The following is a 23535-nucleotide window of genomic DNA, read 5'->3' as shown; positions in this document are numbered from 1 at the left end:
GGTCGAAACGGGCGACGGCGCGACCGTCTCCTCGGAGCCGTGCGGCGTGCCGGACCCGTCCGAGTTCCCCTCCGTGACGCCGTCGGTCGCGCCGTCGCCCGTTTCGACCGCGACGACGGCGACGTCGGGAGCGCGCCCGGGCTCGGGCCGCACGATCCGGCGGGACATCAACGACACGAGGGCGCCGGCCGCGATGAGAGGGAGAAGCACGATCCCCGCGACCCCGGCGAGCACGGCGACGAGCACGGCGGGGCGTTTGGCGGCGTGGCTCGACGGCTTCATCATCGTCAAAGCCTAGTGTTCAGCTGTGGCCGAAGAATCCGAGAATGCCGACACCCCCGTCGAGTTCGCCCGTGCGCGCGACGCCATCCGATCCGCCACCGTGCGCGACGAGCTGAGGGTGACCGAGATCCCCGCCCCCGGCTCGCTCGCCCCTTACGCGATCGCCTTCGCGGCCGATGTCGGCGACGTCGGGCACGAGGACGACTCCCCCGACGGGACGGGCCGCTTTGTCCTCCTTTACGACCCGGAGCAGCCGGAGGCGTGGGACGGGCCCTACCGCGTCGTGTGCTTCGCCCAGGCGCCGCTCGAGACAGAGATCGGCATCGATCCGTTCATCGCCGACGTCACCTGGTCCTGGCTCATCGACGCCCTCGGCTCCCGTGGTGCGCAGTATGCGCACCCGAGCGGGACGGCGACGAAGATCATCTCCTCCGGCTTCGGCGAGCTCGGCGGTGAACCGGATGGCGCACAGATCGAGCTGCGGGCGTCGTGGTCGCCGCTCACCGCCGACGTCGGCAGCCAGTTCGAGGCGTGGGGCGAGCTGCTGTGCATGCTCGCCGGCCTGCCGCCGAGCTCCGAGGGCGTGACCGTCCTCCGCAGGAAGGGACCCCGCGCGTGAACGAGAGAACGGTCATCGACACCCCGGAGGGTTTCGACGCCGCCGTCACGCGGATCGCCGCGGGGACCGGGCCGATCGCCATCGACGCCGAGCGCGCGTCGGGCTACCGATACTCGCAGCGCGCCTACCTGATCCAGGTGTTCCGGCGCGGTTCCGGGTCCTTCCTCTTCGACCCCCCGGCGATCGGCGACATGAGTGCGCTCGGCGCGGCCGGCGGCGACGAGGAATGGGTCCTGCACGCGGCCTCACAGGACCTCGACTGTCTGCGCGAGGTCGGCATACGCCCGACACGGCTGTTCGACACGGAGCTGTCCGCCCGCCTTCTCGGTTACCCCCGTGTCGGGCTTGGGGCCGTCGTCGAGCAGCTCCTCGGTATTCACCTGGCGAAGGAGCACTCCGCGGTCGACTGGTCGACCCGGCCGCTGCCCGACTCCTGGCTGGAGTACGCGGCGCTCGACGTCGAGCTGCTCGTCGACCTGCGCGACAGGCTCGCCGGCGAGCTGCGTGAGGCGGGCAAGGACGGCATCGCCGCCCAGGAGTTCGACGCGGAGCTGAGCAAGCCGGCGAAGCCGCCGCGCGCCGAGCCGTGGCGTCGGCTCTCCGGCGTCCACGCGATCAGGGGGCAGCAGAACCTCGCCGTCGCCCGCGAGCTCTGGACAGTCAGGGACAAGCACGCCAGGGGCACCGACACCGCGCCCGGCCGCCTGATCCCCGACAGCTCCATCATCGCCGTGGTCAAGGAGAAACCGCGGACGAAGGCGCAGCTCGCCGCCATGCGCACCTTCCGGGGCAGGGCCAGCCGGACGGAGCTGGACCGCTGGTGGGCAGCGATCGAGCAGGGCCGTGCCAGCACGGAACCGTTCGCCCCCCGCGTGCCGGGCGAGACGCTTCCTCCGCCGCGGGCCTGGGCGGAGAAGAACCCCGCGGCCGACGCCAGGCTCAAGGCCGCGAAGGCGCACGTCACGGAGCTGTCCGAGGCCAGGAGCATCCCCGTCGAGAACCTGCTGACGCCCGATTACCTGCGCCGCGTGGCCTGGGCACCGCCCTCCCCCCTCACCGCGTCGTCGATCGACGACGCGCTCGCTACCCTGGGGGCCCGTCCCTGGCAGCGGGAGCTGCTCGCGGCCGAGGTGGCGCGGCTGTTTGTCGAAGCCGACCAAAGCCCCGGAGAGGCGCCGAGCGCGGGCTCGTAGACCAGGCACAGCCGCTGCCGCCGACGATGCACGAGACACCTAGGCTCGGAGCAACTCAACGAGGGAGGCAGCGTGGCCGCATCAAGCGAGGTGTACTTCATCGACGGCGTCAGGACGCCGTTCGGACGTGCCGGCGAGAAGGGCATGTACTGGAACACCAGGGCCGACGACCTGATCGTCAAGGCGATCGTCGGACTGACCGAGCGCAACCCCGGTGTTCCGGGCGAGCGCATCGACGACGTCGGCATCGCCGCGACCACGCAGCAGGGGGATCAGGGCCTCACGCTCGGGCGCACGGCGGCCATCCTGGCCGGGCTGCCTCTCAGCGTTCCCGGCTTCGCCATCGACCGGATGTGCGCCGGGGCGATGACGGCGGTCACCACGCTCGGCTCCGGCATCGGCTTCGGCCAGTACGACGCCGTGATCGCCGGGGGCGTCGAGCACATGGGCCGGCACCCGATGGGCTTCGACGCCGACCCCAACCCCCGATTCGTCGCGGAGCGACTGGTCAGCCCTGACGCGCTGAACATGGGCAACACCGCCGAGCGGCTGCACGACCGGTTCCCCCGCCTCACCAAGGAGCGCGCCGACCGCTTCGGGCTGGCCAGCCAGCACCGGGTCCAGGCGGCGTACGACCGCGGAGACATCCAGGCCGATCTCGTTCCCGTGGCGATCGGCTCGTCCGAGGGCTGGGGACTGGCGACGGAGGACGAGGGCCGCCGACCGGAGACGACCATGGAGGGACTCGCCGGGCTCCGGACACCGTTCCGGCCGTCCGGTCGCGTCACCGCCGGGAACTCCTCCCCCCTCACCGATGGGGCGACCGCCTCCCTGCTCGCGAGCGAGCGGCTCGTCGGCGAGCTCGGCCTCACCCCCAAGATGCGGATGGTGTCGTTCGGTTTCGCCGGCGTCGAACCGGAGGTCATGGGCATCGGACCGATCCCCTCCACCGAGCGCGCGCTGGACAGGGCCGGGCTCGGCATCGACGACATCGGGCTCTTCGAGCTCAACGAAGCCTTCGCCGTGCAGGTGTTGTCGTTCCTCGACCACTTCGGTATCGATGACGAGGACCCGAGGGTCAACCCCTGGGGTGGCGCGATCGCGCTCGGACACCCGCTGGCCGCCTCGGGCGTGCGTCTGATGATCCAGCTCGCTCGGCAGTTCGAGCAGCGTCCCGACGTCCGCTACGGCCTCACCGCGATGTGCGTCGGACTCGGTCAGGGCGGCTCGGTCGTCTGGGAGAACCCGCACTACAACGGACGGAAGAGGTAATTGCGGTGAGCAGCGACTACGAACCAGACATCGACCTGACCGAGCTCCTCGCCTTCTCGGATGACGAGGTGGTCACGCACGCCCACGTGCGCGACGTGACTCCGCGACCGGGAACCACGATCGCTCTGATCACCCTCGACAACGGCGAGGACTATCGTCGGCCGAACACGTTCGGTGCCCGCGGACTTCTCGAACTCGACGAGGTCCTCGTCTCGCTCACCGCCCGCGCGGCCTCGGGCGAGATCCAGGCCGTCGCCATCACGGGCAAGCCGTACATCCTCGCTGCCGGGGCTGACCTGTCGAAGGTCGGCGATGTGCCCAGCGCCGCGGCAGCCCGGTCACTGGCCCAACTGGGTCACCGGGTGTTCCACCGCCTCTCCGCGCTCGGTGTGCCCAGCTTCGTGTACATCAACGGCCTTGCGCTGGGCGGCGGCCTCGAAATCGGCCTCCACGCCGACTATCGGACCGTGTCGAGCGCGGCCGCCGGGATCGGACTGCCCGAGGTGTTCCTGGGACTCATTCCCGGGTGGGGCGGCTCCACGCTCCTTCCCCGTCTGATCGGGATCGAGAACGCCCTCGAGGTCGTCATCAGCAACCCCCTGAAGAACAATCGCATGCTGAAGCCCGAGCGCGTGCGTGAGTTGGGCATCGCCGACGAGCTGTTCCCCTCCGCGACTTTCCTCGAGGACTCGATCGCCTGGACGCTCCAGGTGCTCGACGGGCGCGAGGTCCCTCGTCCCGCCTCCCCCGGTCGCCTCGAGCGCACCGTGAAGTGGCCGCTCGCCATCCAGGCCGCGAAGAAGATGCTCACCTCACGGATCGGGACGGTTCCGCGGTCGCCGTACGCGGCGCTCACGCTGCTCGATCAGGCCAAATCGGGCAGCGTCGCCGACGGTTTCCGCCGTGAGGACGACGCGCTCGCCGAGTTGATCGTCGGCGACCAGTTCCCCGCTTCGATCTACGCGTTCAATCTGGTTCAGAAACGCGCGAAGCGTCCCGCGGGGGCGCCGGACGCGGGCCTGGCTCGACGGGTCAATCGGGTCGGTATCGTCGGTGCGGGCCTCATGGCGAGCCAGTTCGCCGTGCTGTTTCTCCGGCGCCTTCAGGTGCCGGTAATCATCACCGATGTCGATCAGAACCGAGTCGATGCCGGAGTGGAGCGAATCCGCGCCGATATCGATGCCCTCCACGACAAGGGACGAATCAGTCGAGACGAGAGAAACCGGCTGAGCGTGCTCGTCAGTGGAACGACCGACCATGCGGACTTCGCCGGATGTGACTGGGTGATCGAGGCGGTGTTCGAAGAGCTCAGCGTCAAGCAGGACGTCTTCCGCAGCATCGAGCAGCACGTCTCCCCCGACACCGTGCTGGCGACAAACACCTCGTCGCTGTCCGTGAGTGAAATCGGCTCCGTGCTCACCCATCCCGAGCGTCTGATCGGCTTCCACTTCTTCAACCCCGTGGCCATCATGCCGCTGGTCGAGCTGGTTCGCGCCTCGCAAAGCGATGATGCCGCCATTGCCACGGGATTCGCGGTCGCCAAGGCCCTGAAGAAGAATGCGGTTCTCGTCGCAGACGCCCCCGGCTTTGTCGTCAATCGTCTGCTGGCCAAGGTCATGGGCGAGGCGGCCAGGGCGCTGGACGACGGTACGCCGCTCCCGGTTGTCGAACGTTCACTCGCGCCGATCGGTCTGCCGATGGGGCCATTCCAGCTGATGAACCTGGTCGGATGGAAGGTGGCCGCGCATGTGCAGGACACCATGGTCGAGCGCTTCCCCGAGCGCTTCTATGCCTCTTCCAATCTGCACCGCTTGGCGGAACTCGACGAGGTCGTCACGACGGATAACGCCGGACGCGTGACGGGTCTGACGAAGGCCGCGTCAGCGAGCATTTCCGTCGGCTCGAACGCCGTGCACGAGACGAGCATTCTGCGGCGGGTCGAGGACGAGCTGTCTCGCGAAATCGCGCTCATGGTCGATGAGGGCGTCGTCGCCGCCGTCGACGACATCGATCTGTGCTTGATCCTGGGCGCCGGGTGGCCGTTCCAGGCCGGGGGCGCGTCACCGTACCTCGATCGCTCCGGAGCGAGCGAGCGCGCGATCGGCCGGACCTTCCACACGCCTCTGATTCGTGGTGTGGGGGCCGCCGACCGCTGATGCGGGTTGCGCGACCTCGAACGGGCCGACCGGGCAGTACTCCCGGTCGGGCCGTTTCGGGTGCCGCGCTGCAGCGCCGAGTTCTCCTCCGACCCCGAGTTCACGGCCCCGGACGATAACTCCCCTCCACACCCCTGGCCGCGGTTCGCTCCTCCACGCGAACCCGCAGACCGAATCCGGCACCGACGGTTCAGGCCCGAGGCAGACTCGCCTGAACGAGCCATGACCCGCCGTCCCGCTGTGCGCTGAGGGCACCGCCGAGGAGTTCGACCCGCTCGGTCATCGGCCGCAGTCCGTAGCCGCGATCTCGATTCGATCCCGCCTCACGTACCGGCGACGCGGAGTCGTTGCGGAATCTGACGTCGACGCGGCTCTCCCCCACCATGAACTGGATATCCACGAGTGCGGCCTGCGGCGCATGGGTGAGGACGTTCGTGGTGCATTCGGTGAGAAGGTGAACCAGCGTGGTCTCGACCGAGTGCGAGACCTGAATCCCGGACGGGACACCCACCGTGACCTCGATCCCGAGGCCACGAAGATGAGCCACATTCGCCGCGAGGCTCTCCTGCAGGGTCGTCGGTCGGTCAGTCCGACCCGCGACAGCCGGTTGTACTCGCCTGCGCTGCGCAGCAGGCCCTCGGGGTAGGGCGTTCATTCACACACCATTATTTGTCTGCCCGGGGCCGGATAGAAGTCTACGGCTTACAGATTCCCAGCACCTGACAGAGCCAGGCGAACGTCGGGACAACGTCGGGCATGTTCAGCAGAAGAATCTCAAGCATATTTCGCTCCTCGTGTGTCATGCGTGTCGCTCCCCAAGATTCCCGATGCCGGCACGGCTCGCGTAGCGGCAAAGGTGGAGAGAATATGCGACCTTTGGAGGCCTGTCCTGCCCGGAGGGGACGGGGACACGGCCGACTGACGATGTGCACATCGACCGCGAACCGGCTCCGTGAGGTCAGTGCCTAGGTTTGAGTTATGGGTGATATTCGAGTGCTCATCGCGGATGACGAGGCGCTTGTACGAAACGCCCTCCGGCTCTTCGTGGACAACGCGGCGGGGATGTCGGTCGTGGCAGAAGCCACCACCGGTGCCGAGGCTGTGTCGCGTGCCCGAGCGGTTCAGCCGGACGTCATTCTGATGGACATCCAGATGCCGACGGTGGATGGGATCGACGCAACGGCTCAGCTGGTCGCCACGCTCCCGGGCGCACGGGTTCTCGCGGTGACGACGTTCGCCTCGGAAAAGTACATCGTCGCGGCGCTGCGCGCGGGCGCCTCCGGCTACCTCATCAAGGACACGGCCCCCGATGCACTCGTTCAGGCGATTCGAGACATCCACGAGGGACGCGCTGTCCTGTCCCCGGACATCAGCCGCGAACTTGTGCACACCGTCAGACAGCCAAACGATCGCATCGATCGGCTGACGGAACACCTGTCGCGCGACGCAACGACACTGACACCGCGAGAGTATTCGGTCGTTCGCCTTCTCGCTGAGGGGCTCTCCAACAGTGAAATCGCCGAGCGTCTCGTCATCTCCGAAGCCACCGTGAAGAGCAATCTGGGTCGTGTGATCCAGAAGTGGGGCGTGAGAGACCGGGTTCAGGTCCTCATCTTCGCCGCACGCGAGGGCATCGTCTCCCTGTAACGGAGCGCGGTCACTGGCCGGAATCGTTCCGGGAGCTCTCGGCGGACGACACACACACCGCGGACAGCTCGGCCGCCGCCCGCTGCGCCGTCGACAGCTCGGTGAACGCTACAAGGTAGGTCGTGTGCGACGACGTCCGAATCCGCGTCGCATGGGTTCCGCCGGCGGAATAGAGGCGCCCGAGTTCGGTTCCGGCCGATCCCTTGATTCCCCACCCCCGATACTGGGCATAGGGGTCAACGGTCACCACCGAGACGTCCGCCATGTCGTCGATCGGAACCCGGGTCACCCACAGCGGCCAGAAGCCGAGCGCGACCTCGCGCTCCGAAATCGTGAGCACCGCCGAGGCCTTCCAGAGGGCTGCGAACACGACGATGAACGCCAGGGCGAGACTCACCAGCGCGAGTGCCAGTTCGCCGGGGCGGGGCGGCGCGCCGAGCAGAACGATCACCGCGATAGCCACGACCGGCATCACCAGACAGATGGCGCCGATCCGAGCGCCCAGCGGGGCAGCCGATGAGAATCTGGTGGTGTCCGTCATGCGACATCCTTCCGTAGTGGCCGGGTTTTCCAGTGGATGGTGGCCGTCAGCTGGGTCGATTCGTGTGGGCGTATCAGGAGCAGGAGATCAGCGGCGATCATAATCAGCGAGAAACTCCAGAGTCCCATTGTCGCCGCGACAGCGAGGTGAAAAAGCACCGCCAGGATAAGAATTGTTTGGCGCACGGGGCGCGAGTAGAACGCAGCCGGAACGAGGCTCAGCTGAAGCAGCAGGGTGCCGTATGTTACCGCCACGGTGACCGGGAGGAACTGAAGAACCGCCTGAATTGCGCTGCCGAAGGGATCGGGCGGGCTGAACGTCGGATTCTGCATCCAGTACCACAGGGCCGTGCCGTCGGACCATTCAAGCACCCCGAACTTGGCGATGCTGGCCTGGAAGTACACCCCCATCACCTGCGCGATGAACAGTCCGATCGCACAGTAGGCCACACATTTCACCCACACATTTCGCTGCGCGTATCCGCGGTCCATGCTCCAGTGCCACCGACGCCGATCGACGAGGACGAAAGGAATCAGAATCAGGGTCAGGCTGGCCGAGAGGTGTTCGCCACCGTCGACAGCCGTACTCGAGGTCATCACACTCCACGTCACGTACCAGTGTGGGACAGCCGTAATCGCGGGCGCGATGCCGATCACCACCAGCACCAGCACCAGTACGGCCACCCATCGGCTCAGCTCAAGCAGCCCGGCGTCACTCCCCAGACAGAACAGACTGAACTGTCCCAACGTGCCGCCGCAGTTGACACCACTTGGGATGGCGTCGCTGCGGAAGAACAGCTGGTTCGTCGGCGTAAAGATTAGCGTCAGCATGGTCGCGAGAGCGATCAGCGCCCGCGTTGCTCCGAGCACCGGTGTGAAGGGACTCGTGCTGACGATGTATCGCTCCAGCCGAGAGAGGGTGGCCCCGCGGGTGTCGGACTCGGGATCCTGGGGCGGCTGTAGCGCCGTGGCGCCACCGTCAGCAGTGGTGCGACCGTCAGCAGTGGCTTCACCGTCAGCAGTACTGCGACCGTCAGCAGTGGCCCTAGCGTCAACAGGCACCCCGCGGGCTGTGACGGCACCGCGAGCGTCGTCGTCCGTCGATGTCGTTGTCATGCCTGCTCCTGTACCGTGCAGGCGACGTCGGCACGTATCGCCCAGCTCGTGGGGTCATAGTCGAGACCCGCGTAGTCCAACGGAATGGGCTCCCGCTTCAGGAGCAGAACGTCGCCGCAGAGTCGAAGATCGTATCCGCTCACCTGCCACTCCTGTGTACCCTGGCTGTCCATCGCGGCGGTCGCGCACCCGTCGACGTCGTCTCCCGTGCACTCGGCCCAGACGTCGTCGAGCTCCGCGGTGCCGATCAGCTGGGAGTGATCGTACTCATCGAGCCGGGATTCGCGGTTCAGGCCGAAAGCGTTCTGCGGGCGCGCATTCGGCCCCCGGGTGACGTGCTCCCATGCGCCGTGCTCGTTCATCACATACGCCACCATGAAGGGTTCGCGAGGATCCTTCGTGAAGAACCCCCATCCCTGAGGCGAGATCTCGTTGACCAGGCCGGTCATCGCGCGAGCTGCTTCGGAGGCGTGAGATTTGATCGGCAGCGATGAGAAGACGATTGCGGCAACCGCCACCGCCGCGATGGCGCACACCACGCCGAACTTTGTTCTGACCCCACCGTGACTGGTTCCGTTCGCGCCGCTCATGATCACTCCGTTTCACTTCTTGTCAGCACGGCCGGTGGCACGCGAATAGATATCGCGTGCCACCGGCCGGCTTTTACTGCGGGTAGCTGGCGCCGACGCGCGTCGCGTTGGAGAGGAACTTCTCCTCCGCGACCCGTTCTTCACCACCGGCCGCGGCGATACGACCGCACCTGGTCCAGGCCCCGCACCAGAGGTACACGGAGACGACGACGGCGCCCGCGGCGGTCACGGCCGCGGCGTTGTGCACGATCGCGCCGGCATACACAACGACGACGACGGCCGCAGCACACGCGGCGACCGCACCGCACATCGGGACGACCTGAACATCACCGACGTTTGTGACCGCGTTCTCGAGTTCCTCTTCGGTGTAGGTTTCGCTGATGTACTCGTTGAATGCGCCGCTCAACGCGTCGATGCCCGACTGCGTCTCGTTGACCGAGCCCGACCGCAGCTGAGCGACTGCCGCCTCGACCTCGGCCTGCTAGGCGGCGACAAACTCACTCCGCGTCTCCTCGACGTACCCCTCGACGGTGGCGCGATCGTCATCGGAGAAGAGAGTGTCGATGCTGGTGCCGAGTTCTTTCGCCGCGGGGCCGACGCCGAACAGCACACCGTCGACCAGTTCGACGTCGCGCGTTGTGAGACCGTCGTCACGCTCGGTGTCAACGCGCGACGTCGGCTCAGCGAATGCCGCGGGTGACACGAGGGCATACCCCAGCACCAGCGCAACCGCGGCCACGATCGCGGCGAGAGTGAGAGGAACCCGCCTGATAGCCATTGTCATGATGTCGAACTCACTTCCTTGTGTTGTGCGGGCTCGACGAGTGTCAGCCCACCCCTCAGGATCACCCGGTCCAGTGGGGCCGCACTAGCGACCTTGGTCCTGACATCTGCATCCAGAAGCAGCGGTGACGCGCTCCGTGGCAGCGGCGCGCCACGTCGAGCGCGCCACGCCCCCGGACCCCGGCACACCCACGACAGAAGCCCCGCCCACCCACGGCAGAAGCCCCGTCAGGTCCAGAGACCTGACGGGGCTCTTGTCGGAGACGCGACGAGGGAGGCGGCGAGCCTCCCCCGAGACGTATCGAAGGGGAATCCGCGTCGTTGTTAGTTGCTGCCGACGAGCTCGCGCAGCACGTACTGCAGGATGCCGCCGTTGCGGTAGTAGTCCGCCTCGCCCGGGGTGTCGATGCGAACAACGGCGTCGAACTCGACCGTCGCCTTGCCCGCGGGCGAGTGCTCCGAGGGCTCAGCCGTGACGTGGACCGTCTTCGGCGTCGTGCCGTCGTTCAGCTGCTCGAGGCCGCTGATGGACACCACCTCGGTACCGTCCAATCCGAGCGACTCCGCCGACTCCCCGACTGGGAACTGCAGCGGGACGACGCCCATTCCGATCAGGTTGGAGCGGTGAATGCGCTCGAAGCTCTCGGTGATGACCGCCTTCACGCCGAGCAGGCTCGTGCCCTTCGCCGCCCAGTCACGCGACGAGCCGGAGCCGTACTCCTTGCCGCCGAAGATCACCAGCGGTGTCCCCTGCGCCTGGTAGTTCTGGCTGGCGTCGTAGATGAACGACTGCGGGGCATCCGCCTGGGTGAAGTCGCGGGTGTACCCGCCCTCGACGCCGTCGAGCAGCTGGTTCTTCAGCCGGATGTTGGCGAAGGTCCCTCGGATCATGATCTCGTGGTTGCCGCGACGCGAGCCGTACGAGTTGAAGTCGCGACGCTCAACACCGTGCTCGCCCAGGTAGCGGCCAGCGGGGCTGTCGACCTTGATCGCACCGGCGGGGCTGATGTGATCGGTCGTGACCGAGTCGCCGAGCTTGGCGAGCACCCGCGCGCCGCTGATGTCGGACACCGGGGTGGTCTCCATCGTCATGCCGTCGAAGTACGGGGGCTTGCGAACGTAGGTCGACTCGGCATCCCACTCGAACACCGCGCCGTCCGGCGTCTCCAGCGAACGCCACCGCTCGTCGCCCTCGAAGACGCTCGCGTACTGGGTGGTGAACATGCCTTCGTTGATGGAGCTGTCGATGGTGTCCTGCACCTCGGCGGCGTCCGGCCAGATGTCGGCGAGGAACACGTCGTTGCCGTCCTGGTCGGTGCCGAGCGGCTGGGACTCGAAGTCGAAGTCCATCGAGCCGGCCAGCGAGTAGGCGATGACCAGCGGCGGGCTCGCCAGGTAGTTCATCTTCACGTCGGGGTTGATGCGCCCCTCGAAGTTGCGGTTGCCCGAGAGCACAGCCGTGACGGCGAGGTCCTTGTCGTTGACGGCCTGCGAGATCTCGTCGAGCAGCGGGCCGGAGTTACCGATGCAGGTGGTGCAGCCGTAACCGACGGTATAGAAGCCGAGCGCCTCGAGGTCCTCGGTCAGGCCGGCCTTCGCGTAGTAGTCGGTGACGACCTTGGAGCCCGGCGCCAGCGTGGTCTTCACCCACGGCTTGGCCTTCAGGCCCCGGCGGACCGCGTTGCGCGCCAGAAGGCCGGCTGCGAGCATCACCGAGGGGTTGGAGGTGTTCGTGCAGGAGGTGATCGCGGCAATCGCGACCGCACCGTGGTCCAGGGTGAAGCGAGTACCGTCTTCGAGCGTCACCGTCGTGGGACTGGACGCCGACTGCGGCGCGTGCGCACGCTCGAAGATGACCTCGCCCGACTGCTGCTCGTCCTCCGGGGTGGTGCTCGCGGGGTCCGAGGCGGGGAAGGAGCTCTCGGAGGCGAGGTCGACGATGTCGACGGGGGTCGAGGCGTAGTTGACCAGGTCGCGCTCGAACTGCTCCTTGGCGTCGGTGAGCTCGATGCGGTCCTGGGGGCGCTTCGGCCCGGCGATCGAGGGGACGACCGTGGAGAGGTCCAGCTCCATGTACTCGCTGAAGGCCGGCTCGACGCTGGGGTCGTGCCAGAGCTTCTGCACCTTCGAGTAGGACTCCACGAGCGCGATCTGCTCCTCGCTTCGGCCGGTGAGGCGCAGGTAGTCCAGGGTGACGTCGTCGATGGGGAACATCGCGGCGGTCGAGCCGAACTCCGGGCTCATGTTGCCGATGGTCGCGCGGTTGGCCAGCGGCACCGCTCCGACGCCGTCTCCGTAGAACTCGACGAACTTGCCGACCACGCCGTGCTGGCGCAGCATGTCGGTGATGGTCAGGACCACGTCCGTCGCGGTGACGCCGGCGGGGATGGCGCCGGTGAGCTTGAAGCCGACGACCTTGGGGATGAGCATCGACACGGGCTGGCCGAGCATCGCCGCCTCGGCCTCGATGCCGCCGACGCCCCAGCCGAGCACGCCGAGGCCGTTGACCATGGTGGTGTGCGAATCGGTGCCGACGCAGGTGTCGGGGTATGCCCGGAGGCGGCCCTCGACCTCGCGGGTCATGGTCACGCGAGCGAGGTACTCGATGTTGACCTGGTGCACGATGCCGGTGCCGGGCGGGACGACCTTGAAGTCATCGAAGGCCGTCTGGCCCCAGCGCAGGAACTGGTAGCGCTCCCCGTTGCGCTCGTACTCGATCTCGACGTTGCGCTCGAGCGCGTTCTCGGAGCCGAAGAGGTCGGCGATGACCGAGTGGTCGATGACCATCTCTGCGGGGGCGAGTGGGTTGATCTTGTTGGGGTCGCCGCCGAGGCTGGACACGGCCTCACGCATGGTGGCCAGGTCGACAATGCAGGGCACGCCGGTGAAGTCCTGCATGATCACGCGCGCGGGAGAGAACTGGATCTCCGTGTCGGGCTCCGCGGCGGGGTCCCAGCCGCCGAGGGCGGTGATCTGCTCGGCGGTGACGTTCGCGCCGTCCTCCGTGCGGAGCAGGTTCTCGAGGAGCACCTTGAGGCTGAAGGGCAGGCGCTCATGGCCCGGCACCGTGTCGATGCGGAAGATCTCATAGTCGGTGCCGCCGACCGAGAGGGTGTCCCTCGATCCGAAACTGTTGATTGCCACGATGCGCTCTCCTTCGGTCCCGTTCGATCCGGGCGTTCACGCTCAATCTACGAGCGGCGCCGCCTGCAATCCAGCAAGGCGGACCTAACCACTGGATCTCCGTGATGACGAGGAGAAGTATCTCGACGCCGAGATAATTCTAGCAGCGGTACGGGCCCTGTCGCGCCCGATCGAGACGTCGGTGCGTCGCGGCGTCAGGCGGCAGGGTCGCGGGCGGGATTCGACCGCTCCCCTGCCGGGTTGCGCGCGAGCCACGCACGCACGAGCAGCCACGTGACCACCAGGGCCGGGGCGTACAGGGGAAGCCCCATGACGAGCTTGGTCACGCCGAGCGCGGCGACCTGTCCGCCCGCCCAGAGCGGGACCTGCACGAGCAGCCGCGCCACGAAGAGCCCGACCCACCCTGCCGTCACCCAGCCGTAGAAGCGACGGGCCCCCGGTCGGGTGCGCCAGCTCGTGCCGTCCCCGACGAGGACCTCGGCGATCACGCCGACGAGGGGCCATCCGATCGCGATGGACAGCAGCAGGGCACTCGCGCTCACGCCGTTGACGACAAAGCCGTAGACGAAGTTGTCCTCGGCGCGGCCCGTCATCAGCGCGAAGACGGCCGACAGCACAACGCCGCCGAGACCGCCGAGCGCCGCCACGAAGGGCGTGCGCTGGATCAGCCGCACCACGGTGAACAACACGGCGGCCCCGACCGAGAAGAGCAGGGAGAGCGGAAGCGAGTCGCTGATCACGTAGACGGCGACGAACAGGAAGCCGGGAACCACCGCCTCGACGATGCCCCTCACTCCTCCGATCGCCGCGAGCAGGGCGGCTCCGGTGCTGGAAGAACCGTCGGTGAACGACTCCAGCCCCGCCTTGCGCGCCGCACCGGCGATCGCATCGCGCAGCGTCGGGGCGGCCGCGTCGTCCGCGGAGGACTCCGACCGACCGTCGTGGGCCGCGTCGCCGCCCGACCGCTCCGGTGACACGTCCTCCTCGCGCGCCTCGGCGCCGCTGTCCGCTGCCACGGCTACGGCGCGGCGTTTGCGGGAACGGTGAGCGGGATGAGGTCGCGGGGAGGCATGGGGTTGGTCCCCCGCACGACGACGACGCTGCGGAACAGGTCCTCGACCTGCTCGGCGGCGGCCGCGTCGACCGCGCCGCGACCCGCGATGACGCCGCGAAGCAGCCAGCGCGGCCCGTCAACGCCGACGAAGCGCAGGATCCGCTTCCCCGGCTGGCCGTCCGGCGTCGTCGCGGGGATCTCGGCGATGAGCTCGGGGCCGAAGGTGCCCTCCCGCTCACCGATCCGGCCGCCCTGCCCGGCGATCTGGGTGCGGATCTGCGACCGCGTCTCGTGCCACAGCCCCGTCGATCGCGGGGCGGCCATCGGCTGGATCTGGAGCGTGGACTCCGCGTAGTCGAGGCTGACGGCGACGATCCGCTTCGAGCTCTCCTCGACCTCGAGGCGAAGGTTCAAGCCCTCGCGGGGAAGGATCTTGATGCCGCCGAGGTCGATGTACGGCCGAACGGGGTTCGCCTCGGCCTCGTCCAGAGGACCGGAGACGTCGCGGTCCTCCGGGGCCGACTTCGCCGTCAGATCGACCTCGGCCTGAGTCTGTTCGACGTCGGTGGCGTCCTGATCGGCTGTGTCGCTCATGCCTGTGCTCCCTCGTTCTTCTGTGCGTATCCCGTCGAGCCGAAGCCGTCCGCACCCCTGGCACTGCCGGGTAGGGACTCGACCGGGACGAACCGGACCTCGGGGACGGGCATGACGATCATCTGAGCGATCCTGTCGCCCACGTTCACCGTATAGCTGTCCGTGCTGTCAGTGTTCAACAGCGTGACCTTGATCTCACCACGGTAGCCCGCATCGACCGTTCCCGGCGCGTTGAGGACCGTGATGCCGTGCCGTGCCGCCAGGCCGCTGCGCGGCACGATGAAGGCGGCGAAACCCGAGGGAAGCGCGATCGACACGCCCGTGCCCACCAACGCACGCTCGCCCGGCCCCAGGACGACGGACTCCGCGGCGGTCAGATCGGCTCCGGCGTCGCCCGGGTGCGCGAAACGCGGAGCTTCGCTTGCGATAATGAGGACATCTACGCTTTCGGTCACGCATCGAGGGTAGTCCACATCGCTGAATGAAAAGGCACATGACCAGCTACGCCGAACGCCTCTCCCCCTCGTTGCCCGTGTACATCGCGGTGGTGCTCGTCATCCCGGCGTCGATCCTCATCTTCGCCCCGATCAACCTCGTTCTCGGCGTCGTGATCGGCATCGTCCTCTTCATCGCCTGCGTGGTGGCGCTCGTGCTCGGCTCGCCGATCGTCCGGGTCGGAGACGGGGAGCTGAGGGCCGGCGCCGCGCGGATCGCGGTCGCCCACGTGGGCGAGGTGGACGGCTTCAGGGGCGATGCGGCGATCGCCCAGACGCGGACGCGCCTCGACGCCCGCGCGTGGATCGTCCTGCGGGGCTGGGTGAAACCGGTTGTGCGCGTCGAGATCGTTGACCCGCACGACCCGGTGCCGTACTGGCTGGTGTCGTCGCGGCATCCCGAACAGCTGCGCGACGCCATCCTCGCGGAGAAGTCGGCGCAGCGCTGAGACGTGACGGCGGGGCGCGGCCGCCCTCGTCCTGATCGTCGGCCGACGGCCAGCGCGGGGCGGGGACCACGCGTGCCGGAGTCGGGGGCACCAGGGGCGTCGTCCGCCCCGGCGAACACACCGCGGGCGGGACGATCATAGGATCGTCCCGCCCGCGGTATCGGGTTGCCTCAGCGGCGCGCGGTCGCTATGCGGCGCACTCCACGCAGATCGGCCCGAGCTTGCTCTGGTGATCGATCTGGGAGCGGTGCTTCACGAGGAAGCAGCTCACGCAGGTGAACTCGTCAGCCTGCGGCGGGAGGACGACGACATCGAGCTCGACGTCGGAAAGGTCGGCACCGGGAAGCTCGAACCCCGAGGGGTTGTCCGCATCCTCGACATCGACATTCCCCGACAGCTTGTCGGGAACGCGCTCCTTGAGGGCCTCGATCGATTCGGAATCGTCCTCGGTCTTTCGCGGGGCGTCGTAATCCGTTGCCATTCTTATCCACTTCTCATCGGGGGTGACACATTCGGCGGGCACAGTTTGCACTACGGGTTGCCGAATAGCAAACTCGCCGTGCCGAGGTGACCGACGGGGGTGACAACGGCCGTCGATGCCCCGGTATTCCGGTCGACGACACAGGCGGCGCGCCCCGGATGTCCCTGCGATTCGGCGCCCTCGTGGCACGATCGGAGACACGGATATCGACCCGGAGGGCGAAGTGATGAACGATGTGACTGTCACGGGGGTGGAGGACGGCTTCCTCGTCCTGGAGTCCCGGACCGGAGAGCGTTTCCGTCTCCCGATCGACGAGGTTCTGCACTCCCACGTGCGACGCGTTCGCAGCCGGACCGACCACGGGCCGCGCGTCAGCCCGAAGGAGATCCAGTCCCAGCTCAGGGCCGGGCTGAGCGCCGGCGACGTCGCCGAGCTCACCGGTGCGTCGCTCGAGACGATCGAGCGCTTCGAAGGCCCCGTGCTCGCCGAACTCGAGCACACCGTATCGTCGGCGCTCAGCGTTCCCGTCCTCGCCGAGGAACTGCCGGAGGACGCCGACGCGACGTTCGGCTCCGCGGTCCGGCACCGGATCGACAGCCTCGACGCCGTCGATGAGCACTGGGCCTCCTGGAAGGATCCCGAGGAGGGGTGGCGGATCAAGCTCACCTTCACGGCCGGGGGCGTCGACCATGACGCGCGCTGGGCCTTCGACGCGAAGCGACACGCGCTCACCCCCATCAACGATCAGGCGGCGCTGCTGTCGCGTCCCGGCGGTGGGCCGTCGACCATGATCCCGCGACTTCGGGCCGTCAGTACGGAGGCAGCCGAGACCGAGTCCTTCGCTCCCGAGGCCTTCGTGGAGGAGGAGCCGCCCGCTCCCCCGGTGCAGCCCCGGCTGCCCAAGGCGGCGCGTGCGGCGATGAACCGCGGGGACGACGGCCACGAGTCGCCGCATGACCAGACGGCCGATCTGCTCGAGGCGTTGCGACGCCGACGGGGCGAGCGCGAGGCCGCCCCCCAGCCCGAGCAGGACACGGCTCCCGCCGAGGGGCCGACCGAGCCCCCCGCTCCGCTTCCGTCCGCGCCGGCGGCGGACACCCCGTCCTCGTCACGGCCCCGCACCCCGAAGAAGGGGCGTGCGGCGCTGCCGTCCTGGGACGAGATCGTCTTCGGCGCGAAGCCCGACGAGGACTAACCGACGGCCCTCGGCGGCGCGGCCTCCGCGGCGAATCGAGGACTAGTCGAACACTCCCCCGTCGGCGAACGCCCCGGCGGCGAGCAGGGGGATGCGCGTCTCCTCGTCCGTCATCGATCCATGCTGCCCGACCATCCGGCGCGCGGGATCCCCCGCGCCCAGCCGTCCGTCGTAGTAGGCCACGCGGGCCCTGGCCGCGACCAGGACGTCGCCGATGCGCGGCACGACCTCCTCGTCGACGTCCCCGAAGAGTCCCATCATGATCGCGTCCTCGCGGCTCAGCACCCACGACCGTTCCCCCTCGGCGTCACGCCAGACCGCGGCCAGCGCCTCGCGGTCGTCACCGGTCATGTCCCCGTCGCCGTAGAGGTGCAGCATGCGCGGCTCACCGCCCACGGCGACGACCGGTGTCATCAGCGCCGGATCGTCGCCGAAGAGCAGCTGACGATGCGCCGGCACGTCGACCATGCCGTGGTCGGCCGTGACCAGCACGCCGGTGCGCTTGGGAAGCGAGCCGAGCAGCCGCCGGAAGGCCTGGTCGAGCTGCTCGAGCGCTGCCGTCCACTCGGGCGACTCCGATCCGAAACGGTGGCCGGCCTTGTCCAGCTCGGGGACGTACAGGTAGCTGAGCGTCCGGGGTGCGCGTCGCGTCGCGGCGACGGCGGCGTCCACACGGTCGGAGAGGCTGTCCGCCGCCCGATACTCCGCCCCGCTGAGCACGTGACGGGTGAAGCCGCTCCGTGCGAACGACGCGGGTCCGATTGCCACCGGGGCGACGTCCGCGGCGACGGCCCGCTGGAACACAGTGGTCTCGCGCTGCCAGCCGTCGGAGTCCACGAGCTCGTCCCAGCCGGAGATCTGGTTGACGACCCTGCCGGAGGCCAGGTCCCTGGCGGCGTAGCCCACGATGCCGTGCCGGCCCGGCAGGGTCCCCGTGGCCAGACTGGTGAGCGCCGCCGCGGTGGTCGACGGGAACACGGAGGCGATCGTGGTGGACCGCAGCGCCGTCAGCGTCCGGGCGTGCCCCCGACGGGACGAGAGGTTCTGTGCCCCCAGCCCGTCGACGAGGACGACGATGATGTGGTCGACGCCGGCCGGACCGTGCGCGGTCGTCAGCAGTTCGAGGCAATCGGGCAGAACATCGGCAAGGTTCCGGGCAGCAGGACGCGCCGTCGGTAGCATGGAGGACATCTGCGCCAGTCTCCCACAGGGCGCGCCGCCGTCGCCCCTCGGGCGCTCATCGCACAGCAGGAACGATTCATGAGCAGCACACCCACGCCCCCGTCCACGCCGCCCACGGGCGAGCGCATCGAGGACATCGACGTCGCCTCGGAGATGGAGGGCTCGTTCCTCGAGTACGCCTACTCCGTCATCTACTCGCGCGCCCTGCCCGACGCGCGCGACGGCCTCAAACCGGTCCAGCGGCGCATCCTGTTCCAGATGACGGAGATGGGGCTGCGACCCGACCGCGGCCACGTGAAGTCCGCGCGGGTCGTCGGCGAGGTGATGGGCAAGCTGCACCCGCACGGCGACAGCGCCATCTACGACGCCCTCGTGCGGTTGGCGCAGCCCTTCACGCTTCGGGTCCCCCTCGTCGACGGCCACGGCAACTTCGGTTCCCTCGACGACGGCCCCGCCGCCTCGCGGTACACCGAGGCCAGGCTCGACGCGGCCGCCCTCGCCCTGACGGCGGACCTGGACGAGGACGTCGTCGACTTCGTCCCCAACTACGACAACCAGTTCCAGCAGCCGGAGGTCCTCCCGGCCGCGTTCCCCAACCTGCTGGTGAACGGCGCGAGCGGGATCGCCGTCGGCATGGCCACCAACATGGCTCCGCACAACCTCGTCGAGGTGGTCGGTGCCGCCAAGCACCTCCTGCTCAACCCCGACGCCAGCCTCGATGACCTGATGGCCTTCGTCCCCGGCCCCGACCTGCCCTCCGGCGGCACCATCGTCGGACGGGAGGGCATCAAGGACGCCTACCGGACCGGACGCGGAGCCTTCAAGACCAGGGCCAAGGTCAGCATCGAGCCGCTCACGGCGCGCAAGACCGGCCTCGTCGTCACGGAACTGCCCTACCTGGTCGGCCCGGAGAAGGTGATCGAGAAGATCAAGGACGGCGTCCAGGCGAAGAAGCTCAGCGGGATCTCCGACGTCAACGACCTGACCGACCGTACCAACGGCCTGCGCCTGCAGATCGGAATCAAGACAGGCTTCAGCCCCGAGGCCGTGCTCGAGCAGCTCTACCGCTACACGCCGCTCGAGGACTCGTTCAGCATGAACAACGTCGCGCTGGTCGAGGGCGGCCCGCGCACGCTCGGCCTGAGGGAGATGCTCGAGGTCTACGTCGCGCACCGGTTGTCCGTCGTACGACGGAGGTCGCAGTTCCGTCTCGACCGGCGCCTCGAACGCCTGCACCTGGTCGAGGGACTGCTCATCGCCATCGTCGACATCGACGAGGTCATCCAGGTGATCCGGAGCAGCGACGACTCCGAGAGCGCACGCCGACGGCTGATGGAGGTCTTCGACCTGTCCGAGCGGCAGGCCGAGTACATCCTCGAGCTGCGCCTGCGTCGCCTCACCAAGTTCAGCCGCATGGAGCTCGAGGCCGAGCGCGACGAGCTGCAGGCGGAGATCAGCAGGCTGCGCGCGCTACTGGCCGACGCCGGCCTGATCAGGGGGCTCGTGGCGGACGAGCTCGACGACGTCGCGGAGCGTTTCGGCACGCCGAGGCGGACCCTGCTCACCGACGCACCGGCGAGTATCGCGTCGTCGTCGCGGCGGAAGGGTCCCGTGCTCGAGGTCGCCGACGTGCCCTGCCGGGTCTACCTGTCGGCGACGGGACGTGCGGTGAGGGTCGACATTCCCGCCGAGGGCGAACAGGGTCTCGTCGTCCCGCGGCGGCGCGCAGCCCACGACGCCGTGCGCGCGGCGGTCGACACGACCTCCCGCAGCGAGCTCGGCGCGCTCACGAGTGCCGGGCGCATCGTCCGCTTCACCCCCGTCGACCTGCCATCCGTGCCGCCGAGCTCGATCCAGCTCGGAGCCGGTGCGGTCCTCGCCGACTACATCGGCGGCTTTACCCAGGGGGAACGCGTGGTCGCCTTGCTGAGCGCGGCGGGCGACACCCCCGTCGCACTCGGGACGGAGCAGGGAGTGGTCAAGCGGCTCGCGCCGGGAGACTGGCCCACCAAGCCCGACTTCGAGGCGGTCAGCCTCAAGCAGGGAGACCGTGTGGTCGGGGCTGCGCCGGCCGCGGACGAGGACGAGCTGGTCTTCATCACGAGCGACGCGCAGACCCTTCGATTCTCGGCGGCGTCGGTGCGCCCTCAGGGCCGGACGGCGGGCGGCATGGCGGGCATCAAGCTGGCAGCCGGCGCCTCGGTGCTGTTCTTCGGAGTCGTGCGTGCCGCGGAGGCCGCGGACGCGGTCGTCGTGACGGTGGCGGCCAGTTCGCAGATGCTACCGGGGACCGATCCCGGCAGCGCCAAGATCACTTCCTTCGAGGAGTTCCCCGCCAAGGGACGGGCCACCGCGGGGGTGCGCTCGCAGCGGTTGCTCAAGGGAGAGGACGGGCTCGTGCTCGCCTGGGCGGGTCCGGCGCCCGCGCACGCGCTCGGTGGCGACGGATCGGTCAGGGCACTGCCCGATCCGGGCGCGCGACGGGACGGCTCCGGCACGCTCCTCGCCGCACAGGTCTCCGTGCTGGGGGCGCCGATCCGCTGATCCGGCCGGGCGGCTGACCGCCGCGCTGGCGCCCGCCGACCGTCATGAGACGGCGAGGGGCGACGGCGGGCCCGTGCCCGGCTCAGACGTCGATTCGCGCGCGGTTGAAGCGATCCGAGCCGTCGACGATGAACTCCTTGCGGGGCGCCACGTCGTTGCCCATGAGCAGTTCGAAGACGCGTCCCGCGGCCTCCGCGTCCTCGATCCGGACGCGACGCAGCGTCCGGTGAGCCCGGTCCATCGTCGTCTCCGCAAGCTGGTCGGCGTCCATCTCGCCGAGGCCCTTGTACCGCTGGATCGGCTCCTGGTAGCGGCGCTTCGACTTCGTCAGCGCGGTGAGGACGTTCTGCAGCTCCGTCTCGGAGTAGGTGTAGAGGGTCTCGTTCGGCTTGGACCCGGGGTTGATCACGACGACCCGGTGCAGGGGCGGGACGGCGGCGTAGACCCGCCCGTCCTCGATCATCGGACGCATGTACCGGAAGAAGAGCGTCAGCAGCAGCGTCCGGATGTGCGCACCGTCGACGTCGGCGTCGCTCATCAGGATGACCTTGCCGTAGCGCGCGGCCTCGAGCTCGAACGACCGCCCCGAGCCCGCCCCGACGACCTGGATGATCGCCGCGCACTCGGCGTTGGAGAGCATGTCCGACACGGAGGACTTCTGCACGTTGAGGATCTTGCCTCTGATCGGCAGCAGGGCCTGGTAGGTGGAGTCCCTGGCCAGCTTCGCGGTGCCCAGGGCGGAGTCGCCCTCGACGATGAACAGCTCGCTCTGGGCGACGTCCGTCGAGCGGCAGTCGACGAGCTTCGCCGGAAGGCTGGAGCTCTCCAGCGCGTTCTTGCGGCGCTGCGTCTCCTTGTGGGTCCTCGCCGAGATGCGCGACTTCATCTCGGACACGACCTTCTCCAGCAACTGCGCTGTCTGTGCCTTGTCGTCGCGCTTGGTCGAGGCGAAGCGCTCCTTGAGGGCCGTCGAGACGACGTTCGCGACGATCGCCCTCACCGGCCCCGTGCCGAGGACCTCCTTCGTCTGCCCCTCGAACTGCGGCTCGGGGATGCGGACGGTCAGCACGGCGGTCAGGCCGGCGAGCACATCGTCCTTGTCGAGCTTGTCGGTTCCCGCCTTGAGCTTGCGCGCATTCTGCTCGACCTGCTGGCGGAGCGTGCGCAGCAGCGCCTGCTCGAAGCCGGCCTGGTGCGTGCCGCCCTTCGGCGTGGCGATGATGTTGACGAAGGAGCGGGTGACGGTCTCATAGCCCGTCCCCCAGCGCAGTGCCACGTCGACCTCGCAGCGACGCGTCAGCTCGGTGGGGACCATCGCGCCCGCGTCGTTGAGGACGGGGACGGTCTCGGTGTACTCGCCGCTGCCCTGCAGCCGCCAGGTGTCGGTGACGGCGCTGTCGGCCGCGAGGAAGTCCACGAACTCGGAGATGCCGCCCTCATAGCTGAACGACGTCGTGACGGGCTCCTCGCCCCGGGCGTCCGCGATCGTGATGGCGAGTCCGGGCACGAGGAAAGCCGTTTGCCGTGCACGCGTGACGAGGTCGTCGGCGCTGAAGCTCGCGCTGGCGGCGAAGATCTGCGTGTCCGCCCAGTAGCGGGTGCGCGTCCCGGTGACGCCGCGTTTCACCTTGCCGACGCGACGGAGGGCCCCCTGCGGGTCCGGGGTGAAGGGCGCGTCGGGTCCGATGCCCGCGCTGTCGTCGAAGACGCCGGGGGTGCCGCGATGGAACGACATCGCCCAGGTCACGCCCTGCCGGTCGACCTCGACGTCGAGTCGGGAGGAGAGCGCGTTCACGACGGAGGCGCCCACGCCGTGGAGGCCGCCAGACGCGGCGTAGGACCCGCCGCCGAACTTCCCTCCCGCGTGGAGCTTGGTGAAGACGACCTCGACGCCGCTGAGTCCCGTCTTCGGCTCGATGTCGACGGGGATGCCGCGGCCGTGGTCGCCGACCTCGACGCTCCCGTCCGCGTGCAGGGTCACGTCGATGCGGTCGCCGTGACCCGCGAGGGCCTCGTCGACGGAGTTGTCGATGATCTCCCAGAGGCAGTGCATGAGCCCGCGGGAGTCCGTGGTCCCGATGTACATGCCCGGCCGTTTGCGGACGGCGTCGAGCCCCTCGAGGACGGAGAGGTGCTGGGCGGAATAGTCAGAGCTCACGATCGACCAGTCTATTCGGGCCCCGGCCGTCGACCGGCTCGA

The 23535-nt window shown here is 68.7% G+C and carries 22 protein-coding genes; 8 read left to right on the top strand and 14 right to left on the bottom strand.

Annotated features, from left to right (window positions below; translation table 11 throughout):
- On the bottom strand, positions 1 to 285 hold a 285-nt coding region (locus FM119_RS11825; protein WP_218778778.1), incomplete at its 3' end, for a hypothetical protein.
- A 22-nt stretch (positions 286 to 307) separates the two neighbouring features.
- Between FM119_RS11825 and FM119_RS11820 the strand changes: the two genes are divergently transcribed.
- The 4 genes from FM119_RS11820 to FM119_RS11805 all read left to right on the top strand — a co-directional run bounded on the left by FM119_RS11820 (position 308) and on the right by FM119_RS11805 (position 5522).
- Complete coding sequence (locus FM119_RS11820; protein ID WP_087138351.1) at positions 308 to 901, top strand: DUF3000 domain-containing protein; 594 nt, start codon at positions 308 to 310, stop codon at positions 899 to 901.
- On the top strand, positions 898 to 2094 hold the full coding sequence (locus tag FM119_RS11815; protein ID WP_087138350.1) for a ribonuclease D: 1197 nt from the start codon (positions 898 to 900) through the stop codon (positions 2092 to 2094). Before FM119_RS11820 ends, FM119_RS11815 begins: the two co-directional genes overlap by 4 nt.
- Before the next feature lie 72 nt (positions 2095 to 2166).
- Positions 2167 to 3366, top strand: a complete 1200-nt coding sequence (locus FM119_RS11810) for a thiolase family protein (RefSeq protein WP_087138349.1) — start codon at positions 2167 to 2169, stop codon at positions 3364 to 3366.
- Between the two features lie 5 nt (positions 3367 to 3371).
- Positions 3372 to 5522, top strand: coding sequence for a 3-hydroxyacyl-CoA dehydrogenase NAD-binding domain-containing protein (locus FM119_RS11805; RefSeq protein ID WP_087138348.1), 2151 nt, complete (start codon positions 3372 to 3374; stop codon positions 5520 to 5522).
- A gap of 190 nt (positions 5523 to 5712) precedes the next feature.
- Here the strand turns inward: FM119_RS11805 and FM119_RS11800 are convergent, their stop codons facing one another.
- Complete coding sequence (locus tag FM119_RS11800) at positions 5713 to 6069, bottom strand: sensor histidine kinase (RefSeq protein ID WP_087138347.1); 357 nt, start codon at positions 6067 to 6069, stop codon at positions 5713 to 5715.
- A gap of 446 nt (positions 6070 to 6515) precedes the next feature.
- On the opposite strand from FM119_RS11800, the gene FM119_RS11795 reads away from it, so the two are divergent.
- Positions 6516 to 7169: a response regulator gene (locus FM119_RS11795; protein WP_245827473.1), complete on the top strand. Its 654-nt coding sequence runs from the start codon at positions 6516 to 6518 to the stop codon at positions 7167 to 7169.
- A 10-nt stretch (positions 7170 to 7179) separates the two neighbouring features.
- On the opposite strand, the gene FM119_RS11790 is transcribed toward FM119_RS11795, so the two are convergent.
- From FM119_RS11790 to dut, 9 genes are all read right to left on the bottom strand, one after another.
- Entirely contained in the window at positions 7180 to 7710 is a 531-nt protein-coding gene (locus tag FM119_RS11790; RefSeq protein WP_087138345.1) for a hypothetical protein, read from the bottom strand.
- Entirely contained in the window at positions 7707 to 8825 is a 1119-nt protein-coding gene (locus tag FM119_RS11785; protein ID WP_087138344.1) for a sporulation-delaying protein SdpB family protein, read from the bottom strand. The genes FM119_RS11790 and FM119_RS11785 overlap by 4 nt, the downstream gene beginning before the upstream one ends.
- The gene (locus tag FM119_RS11780) at positions 8822 to 9415 is read right to left on the bottom strand and encodes an SdpA family antimicrobial peptide system protein (RefSeq protein WP_143822706.1); all 594 of its coding nucleotides are present in this window, start codon (positions 9413 to 9415) and stop codon (positions 8822 to 8824) included. Before FM119_RS11780 ends, FM119_RS11785 begins: the two co-directional genes overlap by 4 nt.
- A gap of 73 nt (positions 9416 to 9488) precedes the next feature.
- Positions 9489 to 9821, bottom strand: coding sequence for a hypothetical protein (locus FM119_RS11775; protein WP_087138342.1), 333 nt, complete (start codon positions 9819 to 9821; stop codon positions 9489 to 9491).
- Between the two features lie 75 nt (positions 9822 to 9896).
- Entirely contained in the window at positions 9897 to 10199 is a 303-nt protein-coding gene (locus FM119_RS11770) for a hypothetical protein (RefSeq protein WP_143822705.1), read from the bottom strand.
- Between the two features lie 323 nt (positions 10200 to 10522).
- On the bottom strand, positions 10523 to 13345 hold the full coding sequence (gene acnA / locus FM119_RS11765) for an aconitate hydratase AcnA (protein ID WP_087138340.1): 2823 nt from the start codon (positions 13343 to 13345) through the stop codon (positions 10523 to 10525).
- Positions 13346 to 13536: 191 nt separating this feature from the next.
- Positions 13537 to 14358, bottom strand: coding sequence for a DUF3159 domain-containing protein (locus tag FM119_RS11760; RefSeq protein WP_245827471.1), 822 nt, complete (start codon positions 14356 to 14358; stop codon positions 13537 to 13539).
- Between the two features lie 2 nt (positions 14359 to 14360).
- Positions 14361 to 14990: a DUF3710 domain-containing protein gene (locus FM119_RS11755; protein WP_087138339.1), complete on the bottom strand. Its 630-nt coding sequence runs from the start codon at positions 14988 to 14990 to the stop codon at positions 14361 to 14363.
- Positions 14987 to 15445: a dUTP diphosphatase gene (dut, locus tag FM119_RS11750; RefSeq protein WP_087138338.1), complete on the bottom strand. Its 459-nt coding sequence runs from the start codon at positions 15443 to 15445 to the stop codon at positions 14987 to 14989. The genes FM119_RS11755 and dut overlap by 4 nt, the downstream gene beginning before the upstream one ends.
- Before the next feature lie 38 nt (positions 15446 to 15483).
- Here dut and FM119_RS11745 point away from each other — a divergent pair, with 38 nt between their 5' ends.
- Positions 15484 to 15933, top strand: a complete 450-nt coding sequence (locus tag FM119_RS11745; protein ID WP_087138337.1) for a DUF3093 domain-containing protein — start codon at positions 15484 to 15486, stop codon at positions 15931 to 15933.
- A 187-nt stretch (positions 15934 to 16120) separates the two neighbouring features.
- On the opposite strand, the gene FM119_RS11740 is transcribed toward FM119_RS11745, so the two are convergent.
- Positions 16121 to 16414 (bottom strand): DUF4193 domain-containing protein, encoded by a 294-nt coding sequence (locus FM119_RS11740; protein WP_087138336.1) that lies wholly within the window; start codon positions 16412 to 16414, stop codon positions 16121 to 16123.
- A gap of 226 nt (positions 16415 to 16640) precedes the next feature.
- On the opposite strand from FM119_RS11740, the gene sepH reads away from it, so the two are divergent.
- Positions 16641 to 17609, top strand: a complete 969-nt coding sequence (sepH, locus tag FM119_RS11735; protein WP_087138335.1) for a septation protein SepH — start codon at positions 16641 to 16643, stop codon at positions 17607 to 17609.
- A 42-nt stretch (positions 17610 to 17651) separates the two neighbouring features.
- Here the strand turns inward: sepH and FM119_RS11730 are convergent, their stop codons facing one another.
- Positions 17652 to 18800, bottom strand: a complete 1149-nt coding sequence (locus tag FM119_RS11730; protein ID WP_245827469.1) for an alkaline phosphatase family protein — start codon at positions 18798 to 18800, stop codon at positions 17652 to 17654.
- 69 nt (positions 18801 to 18869) lie between these two features.
- Between FM119_RS11730 and FM119_RS11725 the strand changes: the two genes are divergently transcribed.
- The gene (locus FM119_RS11725) at positions 18870 to 21335 is read left to right on the top strand and encodes a DNA gyrase/topoisomerase IV subunit A (protein ID WP_087138334.1); all 2466 of its coding nucleotides are present in this window, start codon (positions 18870 to 18872) and stop codon (positions 21333 to 21335) included.
- An 82-nt stretch (positions 21336 to 21417) separates the two neighbouring features.
- Here the strand turns inward: FM119_RS11725 and FM119_RS11720 are convergent, their stop codons facing one another.
- The gene (locus tag FM119_RS11720; protein WP_087138358.1) at positions 21418 to 23496 is read right to left on the bottom strand and encodes a DNA gyrase/topoisomerase IV subunit B; all 2079 of its coding nucleotides are present in this window, start codon (positions 23494 to 23496) and stop codon (positions 21418 to 21420) included.
- Positions 23497 to 23535 lie beyond the last annotated feature (39 nt).

Origin of the sequence: Mycetocola reblochoni REB411, from assembly GCF_900163835.1 — a bacterium.
GTDB lineage: Bacteria > Actinomycetota > Actinomycetes > Actinomycetales > Microbacteriaceae > Mycetocola_B > Mycetocola_B reblochoni.
This window is presented reverse-complemented; position numbering and strand designations above follow the sequence as displayed.